19 protein-coding genes are annotated in these 18,829 nt (G+C 66.0%); 9 read left to right on the top strand and 10 right to left on the bottom strand.

From position 1 onward, the window contains the following. Positions 1–33: 33 nt before the first annotated feature. On the bottom strand, positions 34–753 hold the full coding sequence (locus A5732_RS22425) for an NUDIX hydrolase (protein WP_076054418.1): 720 nt from the start codon (positions 751–753) through the stop codon (positions 34–36). Between the two features lie 80 nt (positions 754–833). Between A5732_RS22425 and A5732_RS22420 the strand changes: the two genes are divergently transcribed. Together A5732_RS22420 and A5732_RS22415 are read left to right on the top strand one after the other, a co-directional pair. Next, positions 834–1,727: an SCO6745 family protein gene (locus A5732_RS22420; RefSeq protein WP_076103338.1), complete on the top strand. Its 894-nt coding sequence runs from the start codon at positions 834–836 to the stop codon at positions 1,725–1,727. After that, positions 1,724–1,990: a YdeI/OmpD-associated family protein gene (locus A5732_RS22415; RefSeq protein ID WP_076054422.1), complete on the top strand. Its 267-nt coding sequence runs from the start codon at positions 1,724–1,726 to the stop codon at positions 1,988–1,990. The genes A5732_RS22420 and A5732_RS22415 overlap by 4 nt, the downstream gene beginning before the upstream one ends. Positions 1,991–2,021: 31 nt before the next feature. Here A5732_RS22415 and A5732_RS22410 read toward each other — a convergent pair whose 3' ends face one another. The 5 genes from A5732_RS22410 to A5732_RS22390 form a co-directional block, all read right to left on the bottom strand. After that, positions 2,022–2,375: a VOC family protein gene (locus tag A5732_RS22410; RefSeq protein WP_076054424.1), complete on the bottom strand. Its 354-nt coding sequence runs from the start codon at positions 2,373–2,375 to the stop codon at positions 2,022–2,024. 113 nt (positions 2,376–2,488) lie between these two features. Continuing rightward, positions 2,489–3,004: a hypothetical protein gene (locus tag A5732_RS22405; protein ID WP_076054658.1), complete on the bottom strand. Its 516-nt coding sequence runs from the start codon at positions 3,002–3,004 to the stop codon at positions 2,489–2,491. A gap of 120 nt (positions 3,005–3,124) precedes the next feature. Continuing rightward, a complete protein-coding gene (locus A5732_RS22400) occupies positions 3,125–4,204 on the bottom strand; it encodes a zinc-binding dehydrogenase (RefSeq protein ID WP_076103337.1) in 1,080 nt (359 codons plus the stop codon). Next, positions 4,204–4,911, bottom strand: a complete 708-nt coding sequence (locus tag A5732_RS22395; protein ID WP_076054428.1) for a phosphonatase-like hydrolase — start codon at positions 4,909–4,911, stop codon at positions 4,204–4,206. The genes A5732_RS22400 and A5732_RS22395 overlap by 1 nt, the downstream gene beginning before the upstream one ends. Then, positions 4,908–5,672 carry a GntR family transcriptional regulator gene (locus A5732_RS22390; RefSeq protein ID WP_076103336.1) on the bottom strand — a complete coding sequence of 255 codons (765 nt, stop codon included), beginning with the start codon at positions 5,670–5,672 and terminating at the stop codon, positions 4,908–4,910. Before A5732_RS22390 ends, A5732_RS22395 begins: the two co-directional genes overlap by 4 nt. Positions 5,673–5,813: 141 nt before the next feature. On the opposite strand from A5732_RS22390, the gene A5732_RS22385 reads away from it, so the two are divergent. Next, positions 5,814–7,235 (top strand): MFS transporter, encoded by a 1,422-nt coding sequence (locus A5732_RS22385; protein WP_076103335.1) that lies wholly within the window; start codon positions 5,814–5,816, stop codon positions 7,233–7,235. A gap of 24 nt (positions 7,236–7,259) precedes the next feature. Here A5732_RS22385 and A5732_RS22380 read toward each other — a convergent pair whose 3' ends face one another. Then, entirely contained in the window at positions 7,260–8,144 is an 885-nt protein-coding gene (locus A5732_RS22380; RefSeq protein ID WP_076103334.1) for a cyclopropane mycolic acid synthase family methyltransferase, read from the bottom strand. A gap of 313 nt (positions 8,145–8,457) precedes the next feature. Here A5732_RS22380 and A5732_RS22375 point away from each other — a divergent pair, with 313 nt between their 5' ends. The 5 genes from A5732_RS22375 (at position 8,458) to A5732_RS22355 (ending at position 14,363) form a co-directional block, all read left to right on the top strand. Beyond that, positions 8,458–9,033, top strand: a complete 576-nt coding sequence (locus A5732_RS22375) for a hemerythrin domain-containing protein (protein ID WP_076103333.1) — start codon at positions 8,458–8,460, stop codon at positions 9,031–9,033. Between the two features lie 287 nt (positions 9,034–9,320). Beyond that, a complete protein-coding gene (locus A5732_RS22370; RefSeq protein WP_076054438.1) occupies positions 9,321–10,652 on the top strand; it encodes an MFS transporter in 1,332 nt (443 codons plus the stop codon). 76 nt (positions 10,653–10,728) lie between these two features. After that, a complete protein-coding gene (gene phoU, locus A5732_RS22365) occupies positions 10,729–11,364 on the top strand; it encodes a phosphate signaling complex protein PhoU (protein WP_076103365.1) in 636 nt (211 codons plus the stop codon). 257 nt (positions 11,365–11,621) lie between these two features. Then, positions 11,622–12,980 carry a WS/DGAT/MGAT family O-acyltransferase gene (locus A5732_RS22360; protein WP_076054439.1) on the top strand — a complete coding sequence of 453 codons (1,359 nt, stop codon included), beginning with the start codon at positions 11,622–11,624 and terminating at the stop codon, positions 12,978–12,980. A gap of 165 nt (positions 12,981–13,145) precedes the next feature. Further along, complete coding sequence (locus tag A5732_RS22355; RefSeq protein ID WP_076103332.1) at positions 13,146–14,363, top strand: cytochrome P450; 1,218 nt, start codon at positions 13,146–13,148, stop codon at positions 14,361–14,363. On the opposite strand, the gene A5732_RS22350 is transcribed toward A5732_RS22355, so the two are convergent. Together A5732_RS22350 and A5732_RS22345 are read right to left on the bottom strand one after the other, a co-directional pair. Next, positions 14,352–14,807 carry an ATP-binding protein gene (locus A5732_RS22350; protein WP_076054662.1) on the bottom strand — a complete coding sequence of 152 codons (456 nt, stop codon included), beginning with the start codon at positions 14,805–14,807 and terminating at the stop codon, positions 14,352–14,354. The two genes, A5732_RS22355 and A5732_RS22350, sit on opposite strands and share 12 nt — an antisense overlap. A 152-nt stretch (positions 14,808–14,959) precedes the next feature. Then, complete coding sequence (locus A5732_RS22345) at positions 14,960–15,883, bottom strand: 2-hydroxyacid dehydrogenase (RefSeq protein ID WP_432760650.1); 924 nt, start codon at positions 15,881–15,883, stop codon at positions 14,960–14,962. Positions 15,884–16,177: 294 nt separating this feature from the next. Here A5732_RS22345 and A5732_RS22340 point away from each other — a divergent pair, with 294 nt between their 5' ends. Beyond that, the gene (locus A5732_RS22340; protein WP_076103331.1) at positions 16,178–17,035 is read left to right on the top strand and encodes an LLM class F420-dependent oxidoreductase; all 858 of its coding nucleotides are present in this window, start codon (positions 16,178–16,180) and stop codon (positions 17,033–17,035) included. 13 nt (positions 17,036–17,048) lie between these two features. Here A5732_RS22340 and A5732_RS22335 read toward each other — a convergent pair whose 3' ends face one another. After that, positions 17,049–18,632: a SulP family inorganic anion transporter gene (locus A5732_RS22335; protein ID WP_076103330.1), complete on the bottom strand. Its 1,584-nt coding sequence runs from the start codon at positions 18,630–18,632 to the stop codon at positions 17,049–17,051. Positions 18,633–18,829: the final 197 nt, after the last annotated feature.

Genomic DNA, 18,829 nt, shown 5'->3' with positions numbered 1-18,829 from the left:
TCAGTCGCCCCCGCAGGAGGCGTTGGGCAATAACTACTTCCACGCAAACACCGGTTGTTCCAACTCATCGACCGGGTCGGCTCGCCCTTCCAGGCCCAGCCAACGCAATTGCAGAAGCACCGCGCCGGTCGGGGCGTGGATGAGATCGTTTCCCAGCGGAATCTGCACGACCGGTCGCGGGCTCTCCGGAATGGTGATGAATCGCGGCGAGTCGTCGCGTTGGAGTTGGTGCAGCCCCACCCGGTACACGGCCACGACCTCGTCGGGCGCGGGCCGAAGCTCGAGCCGTCCCCCTCCCCACACCACCACCGGGGTGATCACGTAGCCGGACCGGGTGGGGTAGTCGTCGAGCAACCCCAGCACGGTCGAATCGGACAGTTCGAGGCCGACCTCCTCCCGCAATTCCCGCAGCGCCGCGTCGACCGCCGTCTCGCCCGGATCGAGGCGGCCGCCGGGCAGTGCCCACTGCGCAGCATGCGAGCTGAGTCGAGATGCTCTGCGGCACAGCAAGAAAGCGGCGCCGCCGGACACGTCGACCATGCGGCCGTCCAAATGGGCAGCGGGCGACGGGCGCCCGGCGTTCCACTCGTCCACCGACACGGGATCGACCCGGTCCTCGCCCACCTCCGAATCCACCAGCACCACCGCGACGGCCGCGTGCCGCTTCGTCGGATCGGTTATCGCGCGGCGGTGGTGGGCGGCCAGGTTGCTCCGAATCCGCTCACGCAATGGCCGGTCATACGGGATGGTCACTTCTCGAGCCTAGGCGGAGCTGCCGTTTGTGCCGCAGGCCCGTGCTTGGTCGTGTCGGGTAGCAGTGGTTAACTGCGAGCATGCGACGACAACCGGCCCTGGCCCGACGCTTCTTCGATCGCTATGAGCCGGTGCACGCGGTGACCTATTTCGCGCCCGAGGCGCGGGCGGCGTTGGACGCGCTGGGCTACCGGGGTTTCTGGATGGGTTATTTCGCGGCGCGCTCGGCACCGTTGGGCGCGGCGCCCCGCGAGGTGGTCAGCGCGATCTTCTACAACTTCGCACCCGAACGGGTCGCCAAGGCACTGCCGGCGGCATGGGAGATCGCGGGTCCGCAGGCCGCCTTGCAGGCCCGACAAGAGTCCGCGGTGGCCGCGCTGCGCCGCTATGGCCTGGGTTCGGACGAAAACATGCGCGTTGCAGCCGAACTGGCGGGCCGGGCGGCACGTAATGCTCCGCTCGACGCGCGTCCGCTGTTCGCCGCGAACTTGGCGCTGCCCTGGCCGGATGATCCGCTGTCCGCACTGTGGCACGCCACGACGCTGCTGCGCGAGCAGCGTGGCGACGCGCACGTGGCGGTGCTGGCCGCCGCCGGCATCTCCGGCCGCGAATCCAACGTCTTACACGCCGCGGCGGGCAACGTCTCTCGCGACTACATCGCCCGCACCCGCGACTACGACGAGACCACTTGGCGTCAACACGAACAGCGGCTTGCCGAGCGGGGCCTGCTCAACGACGACGGAACACTGACCTCGGCCGGACGGGAATTGAAGGACGATATCGAATTGAGAACCGACACGCTGGCCCTGTCCGCACTCGACGCGCTCAGCGACGACGATGTGGAGACACTGTTCCAGGCGCTCACCCCGATCACCCGCGCCGTGGTCGCGGGCGGTGATGTCCCCGCTCTCACTCCGATGACATTGCGTCGCGACGAATTACACGACGACAGCGCGCATTTGGTCAGCCGATGAGCGGCCAGCGGGTGCCCGGTGGCGTCGTGCACAAATTGCCTGCGGACCTGCGCGAGTCGCTGATCGGCAACTCGACCGCGCTCGCCGCCTGGCGCGACATCACACCGCTGGCCCGAAACGAATTCATCTGTTGGGTCGAGGACGCCAAGCAGCCGGCGACCCGGGAACGCCGCATCCGCCGGACCCAGGAGGAGCTGGAAGAGGGCAAGCGACGGCCTTGTTGCTGGCCGGGCTGCAAACACCGCGAGCGCACCGGAAAGTAAACGTGCACCGGCACTCTCGCATACGGCGTTGCTATCGGGCCAGTGGCGTGTAGAACACCAAGCCGTTGCCCTTGTTGTCATAGACCACGGCGCGTCGTTCATGGGCGTCGTCATAGGGGCCCTTCACGATGCCGCCGCCGCTGACCTCGACGGCCTTCGCAGCCGCATCCACGTCCGCGGTCTTGATGCCGACCACGACCTGCCCGGGGATGGGGTGGTCGACCGCGGTCGCCAGCGCCAGCGTGACAGCGCCCGCGTCGAGGGCCGCGAAGTGCGCGCCATCGCGAAACTTCAGTGGCATGCCCAAGGTCTCGCTGTAAAACCGGATCGACTCATCCAGGTCGTCGGTCGACAAGATGATCATTTTCGCTTCGTGCTCGGCCATGGCGCCTCCTGTGTCCGGATCGCTACCAGACTAGGCCAGGCGCGCATTCCAGCGGCGAGCGACGCCCGCTTGACACGGGCGGCTTCGCGAAACGCGGGCTCCGAAGTTGAATCTCAGGCGGCGTCGGCCGGAACTGCTTGGCCGTCAAGGTAATCCATTGGTGGAGCCTCACCGTGCCCTGCACCGCGGTAGGCCACCGCGGTCGCCAGTGCCCTACCGCCCTCGATCGTCCCGACGACAACGACCTTGTCATTCACCGTGAAATGCGGTGCGCCGGTGATGGGTTGGCGTTCGCCACGCGTGACGACGGTGGTGTTCGGGGTGAAGTGGTAGGTCTGGATGTGGCCGTCCGTGCCGCGCATGGTCACCGAGTTCGCCGACACGGCGACCACGGTGCCTTCCTGACTCACCGGCTGCGAGATGGCCGGGGGCTCCAGACTGGCGGCGACACTGCGCTTCTCGTGCTGGCCTCCGTTGAGCACCAGCGCTGCCAGACAGGCGGCACACAACAGCGAAGCGGAGATGACGTCGCATACCTTCGCAGCGCCGGACAGGGCACGCCGCCGCCCGTGATCGGTCGACGTCGGCCTTTGCTCCGATGACTCCGGCATCCGGTGTTTGGCGCTCACGGTCGGTCCTTCCAGCGGCGTTGCGCCGAAGAACACCGGCACCCACCCAATCAGGTTGTTGCCCTGGAATTACCCGCGGTTCTGGGGCGGTAAACCCAGACGTGCTGTTACCTGCCCTTGTCAAGGGGCGATCGAATATCGCGGCACCGGTCCCGCGGGCGCGGCCAGCAGGGGGCCGAGGTCGTCGAGGGATCCGGGGTCGGCGACCAACTCATGCCACGGGAAACGCTCGCACGTTCGGTGCAAGAAGGTCAGTGCCGCTGCCAGGTGGCGCGGTTCGTAATTGTGTACGCCGAGGATGGACAATTGACGGCGCACCACGGACTCGGCGTCGACAGCCACGGCCGCATGCGGTGTGACGGATCCGGCGAGGACGGCTATCCCTTGGCCGTCGAGGGCTGCGAGCCCGTCTTCCAGGGCATCCGGTACGCCGGACAATTCCAGCAATATGTCGCTCGCCTCGGCGCCGCCGACCGAATCCCGCACGGCAGTAGCGCCGAATCGCCGTGCCAACTGCCTTCTGGCCGCGTCCGGATCGACCGCGGTCACCGCGGAAGCGCCCGCACACACGGCGGCGGCGATCGCGGTCAGCCCGAGCATGCCGGCGCCGAGCACAGCGACTCGCCGGCCGGCCAGGTTTCCCGCGCGTTCGAGAACGGCCATGACCGTCGCCGTCGCACAAGACGCAGGTGCGGCGACCGAATCGGTGAGGTCGTCGTCGACGACGGCAACGGGTAGGCCGCGCGGGAGCAGCACGTGCTGGGCGTAACCGCCGGACAGCCCCCAGTCGGAGTCCAGGGCCTCATGGCCGGCCTTGCGCACGACCCGGCACTTCGCCGTGACGCCGGCCAGACACCGGTCGCAGGTGCCGCACGGCCACGTCACGCTCCAGATGACGCGTTGACCGACGCGCAACGGCCGCCCGTCCACGGCCCGTGGCTGACTCGTGCCCAACGCCACGATCTCACCGACGGTCTCGTGGCCCAGGATCGACGGGCACGGCTGTTGGCGCCGGCCGCTCACCGTGTGTCTGTCGCTACCGCACACCGTGGCAAGCCTGACTCGCACCAACGCATCACCGGGTCCGAGCGGGGGCACGGTCACCGATTCCACCGCCATGTCGGTGCCGCCACGCCACACGGCCGCCAAGGTGTGGTCGATCCGGACGGCAGCCTTTTGGGGCGAGGACGTCGGCTGCATCACGCGGGGCGGGCCGCCACATCGCGCAGCTCGAGCAGCGTGGGCAGCTCGGCCACCGACGCGACCAGATGGGTGTGCCGATGTCCCCCGAGTTCGACCGCGTCCCCGGCTCCGGACAGGACCCCGACGACGAACGCCGCGCCCGAGTTGGTTCCGGCTTGCAGGTCGCGCGGGGTGTCTCCGGCGACGAGCACGCGGTCCACGTCGACGACACCGAGGTTCTCCATCGCCCGGAAGATCATGAAGGGCGCCGGGCGTCCGGCCGCCACGTCGCTGCCGCAGACGACGTCGTCCACCACCGAGTCGCCTTCCCAGCCCAAAGCGGAAATCAGTGAGTCGACAATGTCGCGATCGAATCCGGTGCTGAGCACAACCCGGATGCCGGCGGAACGTAGCGCGGCCATCGCGTCGGTAACACCGGGCAGCGGGCACGGCGGAGACATTGCGTAGGCGGCCGTCAGCCGGGAACGGAAATCGGCGACGACCGTGTCCAGCAGGTCCGCACTGGGCGGCTCGCCACCGGGGGTGGTGAGCAGCGCACGCAGTGCCTCGTGTTTGGCAGCCCCGTGCCAGCGGGTGATGTCGGCCGGGGACGGCGCCGCGCCATAGGCGGTCGCCGTTTCGGCCAGAACCCGGTAGACCTGCTGACCCTCGTCGATGGTGGTGCCGGCCATGTCCAGTACGGCCAGTTCGAGCCGGGCGGTCATCGGGCGTCGGCCTCCTCCCCGGGCTTGGCATTACGGGTGAGGGCGCAGCGCGCGTCCAGGGCGTTCTCCAGCGTGAAGCTGACCATGGCCGGCAGATACCGGTCGTCGTGGTATTCGATGATCTCGCCACCGGCTCCTCGGGTGATCCGCCGCTGCCTTAGCAGCGGATCACCTTGCGCCACAGCGAGATGCGCGGAATCGACGGGGTCGGCCGCGATCGCGTCGATGACGTGCGAAGCGGTCGAGAACCGCACCCCTTGCGACAACAGGTAGGCCCATAGCGACCCTGAGTCGCAATCGAAATCGAACAACCGGCGACCGACGTTCTCGACGAAGGTCGCGCGTTCCAGCATCGCGGGCTCGCCGTCGAGATAGCGCAATCGCAACATTTGCACGACCGGCGCTCCCTCGTCGATCTGGAGTACCGATGCCGCGTGTTGATCCGCTCGGCGCAAGGCCAATTCGAGCGTGCGCTGTCCGGGCGTGCGCCCGATCGAATGGGCCCAGGCGGAGTAGGACAGCAGCGTGTCAAACGGCTGGCCGATCGAAGTCGTGCGGACGACCGGCCGTTTCCCACGACCGCCGGCGATGACCCCTTCGGCGCGCAGTGCGGCCAGCGCCTGGCGCACGGGTCCGCGTGACGCCTTCCACCGGTCGCAGAGCTGGGATTCCGAGGGAAGCGCGGAACCCACGGGCAGATCTCCCCCGCGGATTTGCTCCCGCAGGCTGTCGGCGATCATTTCGTGCAGCGCAATTGCCATGCACTTGACTATACATGCTGTCGCTACCGGCGTCTGGCCCAATGACCACCGAATGCTCATGTAGTTAACGGATATTGAACTTCGCCGTAAAGAACGGTACGCCGTTGACTTGCCTTCGGTGCGTGTTGGAGCGTACTTATCATGACAAGTTTGGAGAGCTGGCACGACGCTGCGCCCACCGGATCGGCACATGCCGGTGTCGTCAGGTCGATCGACGACGCAAAGCTCGACATATTCCACTTCAAGGCCGCGGCGACCGCCGGCGCCGGATTCTTCACGGACTCCTACGATCTCAACGTCATCGGCACGGTGACCCTGCTGGCCACTCCGCAGTTCCATCTCACCGGCGGGCAGATTTCGATGCTGACAAGCTCGACACTACTGGCAGTCGCGTTGGGCGCCATCGTCTTCGGGCGTCTCGGCGACATGCTCGGCCGGCGGCGGGTCTACGGTTTTGAAGCGGTCTTGATGATCATCGGGGCATTGCTCTCCGCGTGCGCTCCCAACTTCACTGTCCTGCTCATCGCGCGGCTGATACTGGGAATCGGTATCGGGGGCGACTATCCCGCCAGCGGCGTCATCATGGCCGAATACGCCAACCGGCGAAACCGCGGTCAACTGGTCGGCCTGACCTTCATCTTCTATGTGTTCGGTCAGGTCGTCGCCTATCTCGTCAGCCTCCTCGTACTGGCCGTCGGCGTTCCCGATCACATCGCCTGGCGGCTGATACTCGGGATGGGCGTCATCCCGTCTCTGCTGGTGCTGTATCAGCGTCGTCATATGCCCGAGTCGCCGCGCTGGACCGCCGAGCGTGGTGACGAACAGCAGGCGCTGAAAGACTTTGCGGCGTTTGCCCAATCGCGCGCGACATTCACCTCGCCCACCGTTGCCGCGACCCGTGCCGCCAAGATCGGACTGTCCAATCGGAAGGTTCTCACCATCCTGTTGGGCACCGCCGGGAGCTGGTTCTTCTTCAATGTCGCCGTCTACGGCAGCTACGTCAGCCAACCCTTGCTCATCAAGCACATCGCGCCCCACGGCAGCGTGGTGTCCAACGTCGCCCTCAACGCGGTCCTGGTCATTTGTTTCGGTCTCGGCGGAGCGATCGCCGGCCTGCTGGTGCTCGACCGTATGCCCCGACGCGTGCTGCAGGCACTCGGTTTCGGTATCTGCGCGTTCGCGATGCTGTTGATTACGGCCTTCCCCGTCATCAGCGCCTCGGTAGTGCCGTTCGCGATCGTGTTCGGCATGTCTTTGTTCGGCGTCGCCTTCGGACCCAACTACACGACCATGCTTCTCGCGGCGGAGTCGTACCCCACGGCCGTTCGCAGTACCTTTCACGGGCTTTCTTCCGCCCTCGCGAAGGTCGGGGCCTTCCTGGGTGCTCTTTGTGTGCCGCTCCTGCTCAGCGGGGCGGGGTTAAGAGCGGTGACGTTATTGGGCTTCTGCTGCTACGCCGCAGGCATCGCCACGACCGTCCTGGTGCGCGAACCCATAGGACTGGCGCTCGATGACGTCAGCGACGACCTTCGCATCAAACCCGTTGTCGCGCAATCCGTTTGAGCGGACGATCCGGCGGCTAGTGCGTCAGCCCTTGGTCAGGGTGAACTGCGCGACGTCGGTGTAGCCCTCGCGGAACAGGTCCGCGCAACCGGTCAGATACTTCATGTACCGGTCGTAGACCTCTTCGGATTGAACCGCGATGGCCTCGTCCCGGCGCGCCTCGAGCGCGGTCGACCACGTGTCGAGGGTGCGGGCATAGTGCAGGCGCAGCGGCTGAATCAGCTTCACACCGAAGCCGGCACGCTCGGCGTGCTCCACGACGCCCTTGGCCTGCGGCAGGTCTCCGCCCGGGAAGATCTCGTCCATGATGAATTTCATGAAGCGCAGCTTGGTCATGGTGATGGGCAGCCCGCGCTCCGCGAATTCCTCGTCGCTGGGCTTGATGATGGTGTGCATCATCATGACGCCGTCGGCCGGTAGCGCCTCGTAGGCCTTTTTGAAGAATTCGTCGTATCGGTCGCGCCCGAAGTGCTCGAAGGCGCCGATCGACACGATCCGGTCGACCTTCTCGTCGAACTGCTCCCACCCCTGCAGCAGCACCCGCTTGGACCGCTGCGAAGGATGGCTGTCCAGGCGGCGCTGCACGTGTGCCTGCTGATTGCGGCTGAGCGTGAGGCCGACAACGTTGACGTCGTAGTTCTCCAGGCCGCGCACGATCGTGGTGCCCCACCCGCACCCGATGTCGAGCAACGTCATGCCCGGCTCCAGCCCAAGCTTTCCCAGCGAGAGGTCGACCTTGGCGTACTGCGCCTCTTCCAGCGTCATATCGTCACGCTCGAAATAGGCACAGCTATAGGTCCGCGTCGGGTCCAGGAAGAGCGCGAAGAACTCGTCGGACAGGTCGTAGTGCGCTTGTACGTCCTCGAAATGCGGTTCCAAGCTGACGGCATCGCCGGGTTTTTCGGACAAGGCACAACCTCTGACTGATTCTTATTGGTTTACGGGTGCGATCGAGCTGATCGCCGAACGGACCGCCCCAGTGTATCCGCCCGGATAACCGCGCCCTCCCGGCGAGTTCCTGTTCAGGGCCACGGCGCCGACGGGCACCAGAGTGCTTACGCGCACGTCAAATTGGTGAACCCGGTGCGGCGTAGAACAACTCGCACCTGGGCCGGGCGCCGGGAAGCGAACACCGTTGACGGATCCCGCGTCGGGTTGTTACCTCAGCTGGTAATCGGGGTAAGCCCCGGCTGACCGGGATCCAGAGAGGCGGAACCCTGCGATGGCAGACATCACCAGGTTGATCCTGGCCGACCACGAATGGTTCCGCGAACAGTTCGCGCGCCTAGACGATCTGCAGGCCCAGCGCCCCGACGACCGGGCCGCGCTCAAGCGGGTATGGGGCCCGCTCGCCGACAAGCTCGACGTGCACGCCTACATCGAAGAAAAGATCTTCTACCCGCAGTTGCTGAAACGCTTAGGTGAGGACGCCGAGGGCGAGACCCTCGACGCGATCGGCGATCACAACGACATTCGCGACGGCGTGCGCGACGCCAACGCGGCCGCGCTGGGCAGCGAACAGTGGTGGGCCGCCGTCGGGCGCACCCGGAAGGCCAACGACGATCACATGGGCGAGGAGGAACGCGAAGGGCTCTCGGACTTTCGCCGCAACGCCCCCATCGGGCTCCGTGAGGCGCTCGGGCGTCAATACAGCGAGTTCATGGCCGAGCACCCGACCACCGAGGGGCTGCCGATCACCGATCGTGACCCCGAGGGCTACGTCGAGCAGTTCGAGGACTCGCCGCCGTCCAATGCCGCCGACTTCTCGCTGCGCATCGGGAGCTTGAAAGGCCAATGAGCCGCGCCGTGAACGAGCGGACGTGACGCGAATAACGAATGTCGGCTGCGGTGGCGGCGCGATGCCGTCCTCGGCGGCGTCGGCGACGCACGCCTAGCTGGCGTTTCCGGAACCGATCACGTCCGCCCGCATGATCGCCGCCATCTCCGGGTAACCCGGGGAAAGGTCTTATTGCCCGACCCCGCCGGTTCGTCCCCGGATTGTTTCGGGTAAGCCATCATTCGATGGGTATTCGACGCCGCCGGAGGAAATGGGCCCGTAAAGACATCAGGGTCGCCGATCCGGCAATGCGGCAGACCATCATGGGTACCGCCATCGGCAACTTCATGGAGTGGTACGACTTCGGGGTCTACGGCTATATCGCCACCACGATCGCCCAGGTGTTTTACCCCGGCAAGAGCGTCAGCGGCGTCCACCTCATCGCGACCTTCGGCACGCTGGCGGCGGCGTTCGTCGTGCGCCCGCTCGGCGGATTCATCTTCGGCCCGCTGGGCGACCGCATCGGGCGTCACCGGGTGCTGGTGGTCACCATCCTGATGATGACGGTGAGCACCACCATGACCGGCCTGCTGCCCACCTACAGCACCATCGGCATCTGGGCGCCGATCCTGCTCGTCATCGCACGAATCTTTCAGGGTCTGTCGACCGGCGGCGAGTACGTCGGCGCGATGACCTATCTCGTCGAGCAGGCCCCCGACCACAAACGCGGCATGATGGTCGGCTTCTTGCCGATGGGCAACCTGGTCGGATTCGTCCTCGCCGGGTTGCTGGTGACCGGCCTACAGACCTGGCTGCCGGACGACGACATGCTGACCTACGGCTGGCGGATCCCGCTGTTGCTGGGCTTGCCCTTCGGCCTGGTCGCCCTGTACCTACGGCTTCGGCTCAAGGAGTCCTCCGCCTACCAGAGCGCGAACGAAGGTGCGCCCGCGCCGGGCGGCCAAGGACCGCAGCAAATTCTGCGCATGGTCGCCGCCCAGTGGCGCCCGATGCTGATCTGCGCGGCGCTGGTGCTGACCTCCCAGGTCGCCGACTTCATGCTCACCGGATACCTGCCGACCTACCTCAGACTCTTCGTGCGCGTCGGGCGCACCGCCGGACTGGTAATGATCGTGTCGACGCTGGCGATTTTGATGGTCACCGTGGTGCTCGTCGCCGCCCTGTCCGACCGCATCGGCGTCAAACCCATCATGTGGACGGGCTGCGGGCTGCTAATCGGGGCCTCCATCCCGGCGTTCCTGCTCATCCGTTTCGGTGGCGTCTACCCGGTGATCTTCCTCGGTGTGCTGCTGATCGGCCTGATGGAACTGTGCTTCGACAGCACCGGGCCGGCCATGCTGCCCGCCTTGTTTCCCACCAACGTGCGCTACGGGGCGCTGGCGATTTCGTACAACATCTCGATTTCCCTCGTCGGCGGCATCACACCGTTGATCGCCCAGGCGCTGGTATCGGGCACCGGCAACGTGATGGTGCCGGCTTACATGCTGATCTTCGCCGGCGCGGTGGGAGCCATCACGTTGCTGTTCACACCGGAGGTCGCGGGCAAGCCGTTGCCCGGCTCCGGGCCCGCCGTCGAAACCGAGCGGGAGGCCCGCGCGCTCGCCGACGACATCCGCTAGCGGGGCAACCCGTACGGGACTTTCTGCCGTTCTGCACGGGGAGGTTGATTTGGCGGTAGCGGGCTATTCGGTGAAGATGAGGACCGGTTTTCACCAGCAGCTGGACACGCTGACCGACCAGCTCGCTGACATGTGCGCGATGGCCGCCGAGGCGATTTCACAGGCGAGCGAGGCGCTGCTGGAAGCCGACCTGACGACGGCCGAATCCGTCATCGCCCGCCACCGCAGCATCGTCGCCCTCGACGCGCACGTCGAGGAGACCGCCTTCGCGCTGTTGGCGTTGCAGGCGCCGGTGGCCACGGACCTGCGCTCGGTCGTCAGCGCCCTCCGGATCGCCGCGGATGCGCGACGGATGGTCGAGCTGGCCGTGCACATCGCCAAGATCGCCCGCCGCCGTCATCCCTATCCGGCCGTGTCCGCCGAGGTGCGGCCCTACGTCGCCGCCATGGGTGAGGCGGCAAAGGCACTGGCGCTCGGGGCGCGACAGGTGTTGGTGTCGCAAGACCCGCGCGGGGCCGCCCGGATTCGCCACGATGACGACGCGATGGACGAGCTGCACCGCCGGCTGCTGGCGACGCTGATGGATCCCGCGTGGACGCAGGGCGTCGCCGCCGCCGTGGACGCCACCCTGTTGGGCCGCTTCTACGAACGCTTCGCCGACCACGCGGTCCAGATCGCGCGCCGGGTCATCTTCCAGGCCACCGGACGCTAGCCGCCGCGCTCCGGCTCGGCGCGACGCTCCGGTCAACAGCTCACGCCGGCGCGTGGCACCGGAAAGTGCTTGCGTGGCACAAGGTTTGACGGAACAGCTCGGTGGGCGACCAAAACCGCCAAACCGAACGCACACGCAACTCGCTCTGACCGACCGCGAGTCCGAGCGCTCATTCGCGATTAGCAATCGCTCCGCGCGGCTAATACGAAAGGGGCATGTGCTGGACGGACGGCGCAGCGGACGGAATGGGAACGACTATGGAACCGATATCACCGATGGACGCGTTGTTCCTCATCGGCGAGTCGCGCGAACATCCGATGCACGTGGGCTCGCTGCAGCTCTTCGAGCCCCCGGAGGACGCCGATCCCCACTTCGTACGCGAGTCATATCAGGCGATGCTCGAGTGCACGGACATCCAGCCGTCCTTCCGTAAGCATCCGGCCTTCTTCGGAGGTCTGACCAACGTCGCGTGGTCCTTCGACAAGGAAGTCGAGCTCGACTACCACCTGCGCCGGTCGGCTCTTCCCGAACCCGGACGCGTCCGGGACCTGCTCGAGTTGGCGTCGCGGCTGCACGGCAGCCTGCTCGACCGGCACCGCCCGCTGTGGGAGGCGCACCTGGTCGAAGGGCTGCAGGACGGGCGGTATGCGGTCTACACGAAGTATCACCACTCCCTGATGGATGGTGTCTCGGCGCTACGTCTGGTGCAGCGCGCCTTCACCTCCGATCCGCACGACGACGAGGTCCGGGTGCCGTGGAGCCTGGGGCCGCGTAAGCGCAGCGGGCGGCGGCACCAGCCGTCGCTCTTCGACCGGGTCGGCCGCACCGCGGGGTCGGCGCTCGCCCTGGCGCCGTCCACGCTCAAGCTCGCGCGCGCGGCGCTGCTCGAACAGCAACTGACCCTGCCGTTCCGGGCGCCGCGCTCGATGTTCAATGTGCGGATCGGCGGCGCCCGCCGGGTAGCGGCCCAGTCCTACTCGCTGGAGCGCATCAAGGCGGTCAAGTCGGCCACCGGTACGACGATCAACGACGTCATCCTCGCCATGTCCGCCGGGGCTTTGCGCGCCTACCTGCTCGATCAGAACGCCCTTCCGGACACACCCCTGACCGCCATGGTCCCGGTGAATCTGCGCAAGGACGACGACGACCGCGGCGGAAACAACGTCGGGACCTTCCTGTGCAACCTCGCAACCCACCTCGACGACCCGGCGAAGCGGCTGGAGACGATCAGCGCGTCCATCCGCGAGACCAAAGAGGTGTTCTGGCAGCTACCTCCGGTTCAGCAGCTGGCCCTGTCCGCCTTCAACATCGGCGGATTGTTCTTCGGCCTGATCCCCGGCTACCTGACCGCGGCCTCACCGCCGTTCAACATCGTCATTTCAAACGTTTCAACCGGGAACTCCGACCAATTGTATTGGCGTGGAGCACGATTAGACGGAAACTATCCGCTGTCGATCCCGCTCGACGGCCAGGCCGTCAACATCACCGTCACCAACAACGCGGACAACCTCGACTTCGGTCTGGTCGGATGCCGCCGCAGCGTTCCGCACCTGCAGCGGATGCTCGGCCACCTGGAGGCGGCCCTGAAGGATCTGGAACTGATCGCGGGCATCTGAGATGCGTTGCACCGCTTGACGTATCCCGGCGGGTGAGCCCGTCGATGCGGCGTTCCGCCGACGAGCGGCCCTGGCACCGACCGTGCCGAAACCTTTTGTGGGGAATACCACAGTTCCTACTGTAAGGTCCACGGTAAGTCAGCACAGGCGGAAGAAGGGTGAACCGTGCCAAGCACTATCGATACGCGCAACCAGCTGCGGCCCGACATCGACCTCACCGACGGGGCCTTCTACGCGGGCGATTCGCGGCCGGTCTATCAATGGATGCGCGAGAACGAACCGGTCTTTCGGGACCGCAATGGCCTGGCGGCCGCGGCGAGCTACCAGGCGGTGATCGACGCGGAACGTGCGCCGGAGTTGTTCTCCAACGCCGGCGGTATCCGGCCGGACCAGGACGCGCCTCCCATGATGATCGCGATGGACGACCCCACGCATCTGCTGCGACGCAAACTGGTCAACGCGGGCTTTACCCGCAAACGCGTCAAAGACAGGGAGCACTCGATCGGGGCGCTGTGTGATGCGCTCATCGACAACGTCTGCGAACGGGGGGAGTGCGACTTCGTCTGGGACCTCGCCGCGCCGCTTCCCATGGCGGTGATCGGTGACATGCTCGGGGTGCTTCCGGAGGAGCGCCAGATGTTCCTTCGCTGGTCCGACGACATGGTGACCTTGCTCAGCAGCACGACCGCACAAGAGGATTTCCAGGTGTCGGTTGATGCATTCGCCGCATACACCGAGTACATGACGGGCATGATCTCGGCCCGCAAAGCGGATCCCACCGACGACCTGGTCAGTGTGTTGGTGCACGCGGAGGTGGACGGCGAAAAGCTGGCCGACCACGAGATCGTCACCGAGGTGCTGTTACTCCTGATCGGCGGCGACGAGACCACTCGGCACACGCTGTCCGGCGGTACCGCGCAAATCCTGCGGCACCCTCAACAGCACCAGCAGCTGGTCAACGACGTGGCGCTGCTACCCAACGCAATCGAGGAGATGCTGCGGTGGACCGCCCCGGTCAAAAACATGGCCCGAACCATGACCGCCGACCTGGAGTTTCATGGCGCACAGCTCAAACAGGGCGAGAAGATCATCCTGCTGTTCGAATCGGCGAACTTCGATGAGGCGGTGTTCGAAGATCCGGAGAACTTCCGCATCGACCGATACCCCAACAATCATCTGGCCTTCGGGTTCGGAACCCACTTCTGTCTGGGCAATCAGCTGGCGCGCTTAGAGCTGTCGATAATGCTCGAGCGCCTGCTGAAACGCCTGCCGGATATGCGGCTGGCGTCCGAGGATCCGCTGCCGCTGCGTCCGGCGAACTTTGTCAGCGGACTGGAAAAGATGCCGGTCAAGTTCACGCCGTCGGCGCGTTCAGGCGCCTGACCCAAGCGGTCCAGGGACTTCGACGTGGTGGTGACCGGCGGCCTCCGCGTCGGTCGCGTAATCCAGGTAGACGCTGGTGCCGTTGGGACGGGCATGGATGGTGCAGTGGTCGGCGAGGCCGTGCATCAGCATGATGCCGCGTGACGCGTGCGGGTCGCTGGAGTGCCTGGACGAGGGCTTGCGCCAGTTTCCGCGGTCGCTGACGCAAACCCGGATCGATTCGGCGTCGGGGTCGTAGCTGGCCTGAAGTTTCATGGCGCCGGCCTCGCGCTGCGAGCGGTAGGCATGCTCAACACAATTCGCCAGCGCCTCGTTGACGCCAAGGACGACGTCCTCACGAATTTCTTCCGGCGCGCGCACCTCTTGCTGCAGCCACCGTTGCAGCGCCCGCCGCCACTCCGCCGCCGTATCGGGGCGGGCTGTGCCGGCAAGCGTCAGCCGCACCGGCGAGGCAGTCTCCGGCAGTAGTGGACTCATAAAAGCCGCATACCCAGATGCGCGTGGGGCAATAACCTTCGGCGAGTATCGCTTAGGCCACAGATGAATAGACGTCCCGAATCGCCAGGTCACGGCGTCGAGCCGCACTCAAGCAGGCTCTAACGGCGCGGCGGCAGGACGGGTGTGACCAATTCGCCGGTGTCGAGGTAGCTGTCGAGGTTGCGGATTGCCAGCAGCGCCATGGCCCGCCGGGTCCGCGCGGTGGCGCTGCCGATATGCGGGAGAAGCACCACGTTGTCCAGGTCAAGTAATTCGGCCGGTACCTGCGGTTCTTCGGCGAAGACGTCCAGCCCCGCGCCCGCCAGTTCCCCGGCGGCCAGCAATTCCACCAGCGCGCCCTGGTCGACGACGCTGCCCCGCGCGATGTTGATCAGGTAACCCTCGGGACCCAACGCCTCCAGCACCGCACGGTCGACCAGCTTGTGCGTGTTGGCGTCGCCCGTGGTGGCGATCACCAGGACGTCGACCGACTCGGCGAGCTCCACCGGCGACCCGGCATAGCGGAATGGCGATCCCTCGATGCGGCGGCGGTTGTGATAGGCGATGGCGCAGTCGAATCCGAGCAGCCGGGTCGCGATCGCCGAACCGATCCGGCCCAGCCCCAGAATGCCGACCTGCAGGCCGCTGACATCTCTGGCATAGGGAAACGCGCCGTCGCGTGCCCATCGACCGGCCCGCACGTAGCGATCGGCGGCACCGAATCGGCGCAGTGTCATCAGGATCAGGCCCACTGCCGTGTCGGCGACCGTGTCCGACAGCACGTCGGGAGTGTTGCTCACGCCGATGCCGCGGCGCTTCGCCGCGGCCAAGTCGATCAGATCCACCCCCGCCCCGTTGTTGACGATGGCCTCCAGGTTCGGCAGCGCCGCGATGGTGGCGGCATCGACGCCGGGCGATCCCGATGTCACCAGCACGCGCACACCGGCGCCGTGCTCGGTCAGAAACTGCGTTCGCGCGGGTCCGTCGGGCAGCTTCGGAATCGCGTAACGCGCAGCCAACTCTTGTTCGAACGTCGGCTCCATCTCGCCGACGCCCAGCACCCCACTGACCCTGTTCGCCGTCACGACTACATCATCCTGGAAGCCGATCCGGACTCGATCATCCGGCGGTGGAATATCCCGCCAACGGCCGCGGTTGATGAGCTCGGCGGTGTCGGCCATTCCCCCGGGTACCACACCAGAACCGTCGCTTCGAGCGACCACTTGCGCCAGAGGTCAGAAGACGACACCGCCCCCAAAACATTTTCCGTGCCGCTTGGTGCGCCGCGCCTTTCGTTGCACGGGAAGTAAACCTGATCCGACGTGGTTGCAAAACCAATGCGCATCGGAGTCGTCTTCCCGCAAACCGAGCTCGGCTCGGATTCCGCCGTCCTCCGCACGTACGGTCAGCGCGTCGAGGAACTCGGGTTCACTCACATCCTCGCCTACGACCACGTCGTCGGCGCCGACCCGACCGTGCATCACGGCTTCCAGGGACCCTACGACATCGACTCGACCTTTCATGAGCCGTTCGTCATGTTCGGCTACCTGGCCGCTGTCACCTCGCTGGAACTCGTCACCGGGGTGATCATCTTGCCGCAACGCCAAACGGTGTTGGCGGCCAAGCAGGCCGCCGAGGTCGATGTGCTCACCGGGGGCCGCTTCAGATTCGGAATTGGATTGGGCTGGAATGCCGTTGAGTACGAGGCGCTCGGAGAGTCGTTTACCAACCGCGGCAGGCGCTCCGAGGAGCAGGTCGAGGTGATGCGCAAGCTGTGGACCGAACGGTCGGTCACCTACAACGGCAAGTACCACACGGTGACCGCGGCCGGCCTGGCCCCGCTGCCCACCCAGCGCCCGATACCGGTGTGGTTCGGTGCGGCCTCCGATCGCGCGTACGAACGTGCCGGTCGCCTCGGCGACGGCTGGTTTCCGATGCTAGAGCCCGGCCCCGGCCTCGACCACGCCCTCGAACAGGTGAACCGCGCGGCCGAATCGGCCGGTCGCGACCCGAAAAGCCTCGGAATGGAAGGCCGGGTCAGCTGGATCGAAGACCGCGACAAGCTCGCCGCCACCATTGCCGCATGGAAAGCCGCGGGCGCCAGCCATCTTTCGGTGAACACCATGAAGGCCGGTTTCGCGAATGTCGACGAACACCTCGCCGCCTTGGAGCAGGTCGCCGCCGATCTGAAGTAGCCGCGCCGGCCGGTTACTTGGCCCCTGACGCGGACAACTCCTCGACCAGACTCAGATGCACGTTACGGCGGTTGGCCTTCGATGACTTGCCCGCGGGGCCAACCGATTCCATGAGCCCACTGGTGGCCAGGGCGTCAGATCCACCCGTGTCCACCGTGTCACGGACATGGACCTGTCCTCCGGTAGCACAGTGCCGGCGTTGCCAGTCGCTGATCGCCTGGTGCGCCGCGTGATCGAGATAATTCGTGAGCAGGTGGAGGGTTACCGACGTGCGTTCGGGCACGGACGCCAGGACTCCGGTCAGCCTGGGCAGAGCCAGGAAGGTGCACGCGCCCTCGACGACGACGTGCCACCCGTCACCAACGGGCTCGGCCTCGATCCTGGCTCGCACCACCCGCCATCCGGTCACGGCGACGGCCAGTGCCAGGCCGATCATGACGCCGTGCAGCAGGTTGAGGAAGACGACGCAAACCACGGTCACCAGGTAGACGGCGAGATCGCCGTTGCGCAAGGCGGTTTCGATGTGCGCCGGCTTCAACAGCTCGATGCCGATGACGATGAGCAGCCCGGCAAGCGCGGCGGTGGGGATCTTTTCGACGAGTCCCGCGAACGGTACGGCGAACAGCAGTATCCACACGCCGTGCATGATCGTCGAGGCGCGCGTCTTGGCGCCGGCATTCACGTTGGCGGCGCTGCGCACGATGACACCCGCGATGGGAAGCCCGCCGATGGCACCCGACGCGATGTTCGCCGCGCCCTGCCCGATCAGTTCGCGGTTGAAGTCGGTTCGCGCGCCGGTGTGCATCCGGTCGATCGATACCGCGGTCAGCAGACTCTGCACGCTGGTGATCAAGGTGACGGTGATGACGGCGACGACGACAGCTCCCCAATTCCCGTGCGGCACCGACGGCAGGCGCAGCGCATCGAGCACTGAGCCATTCAGCACGATGCGGGATACGTTGAACGGGAAGATCACTGAAATGGCCGTGACGGCCACGATAGCGACGAGCGGGCCGGGAACCTTGGCCACCCGGGCCGGAACCCAGCGCCAGGCAACCAGAATGGCGATCACGAGGAGACCCAGGACAAGTCCCGGCCGGTGCGCACCCATAATCTGTGCGGGCAGCCCGGTGACATTGCTCCAGGCCGAGCTCTTCGAGGAGCCGCCCAGCAGCACATGCACTTGTTGCAGCGCAATCGTGATGCCGATGCCGGCCAGCATGGCGTGCACCACCACAGGTGATATCGCCAGGGCGGCGCGTGCAATACGGCTGAGCCCCAACAGGACCTGTAATATCCCTGCGATCACGGTGATGAAACATGTGATAGCCCAGCCAAACTGGGAGACCAATTGGGCCACCACAACAGTCAGCCCGGCCGCCGGGCCACTGACCTGCAGCGGCGACCCGCCGAGCCATCCACCGACGACTCCCCCGACAATCGCTGCAATCAGTCCGGCGAGAACCGGCGCGTCCGAGGCGATCGCGATCCCGAGCGACAACGGCAGCGCCACCAGGAAAACCACCAACGAGGCCGGCAGGTCGTATTGCAGAACCTCACGCACCCGGTCGCGCCGAGACGAAACGCCATCCTCCATGCCCTGCGGTTCTGGCTGTTTCACGTGTTGCACTGGCCCTCCCCTGAATTGGTCATCGGCGGTGGGCTTTTCGATATCCACCCGGTCACGGCAGGCCTAAAATACGTAAAGCCGTGCAGCGCAGGCGATTACATCTACCTGAACGTCATTGTTCGGCGAGACATGCCTGATCTACGCGTTCGAAGGTAGGTGGGCAG

The organism is Mycobacterium colombiense, from assembly GCF_001953985.1.
In the GTDB taxonomy this organism is placed as follows: Bacteria; Actinomycetota; Actinomycetes; order Mycobacteriales; family Mycobacteriaceae; genus Mycobacterium; species Mycobacterium colombiense_B.
This window is presented reverse-complemented; position numbering and strand designations above follow the sequence as displayed.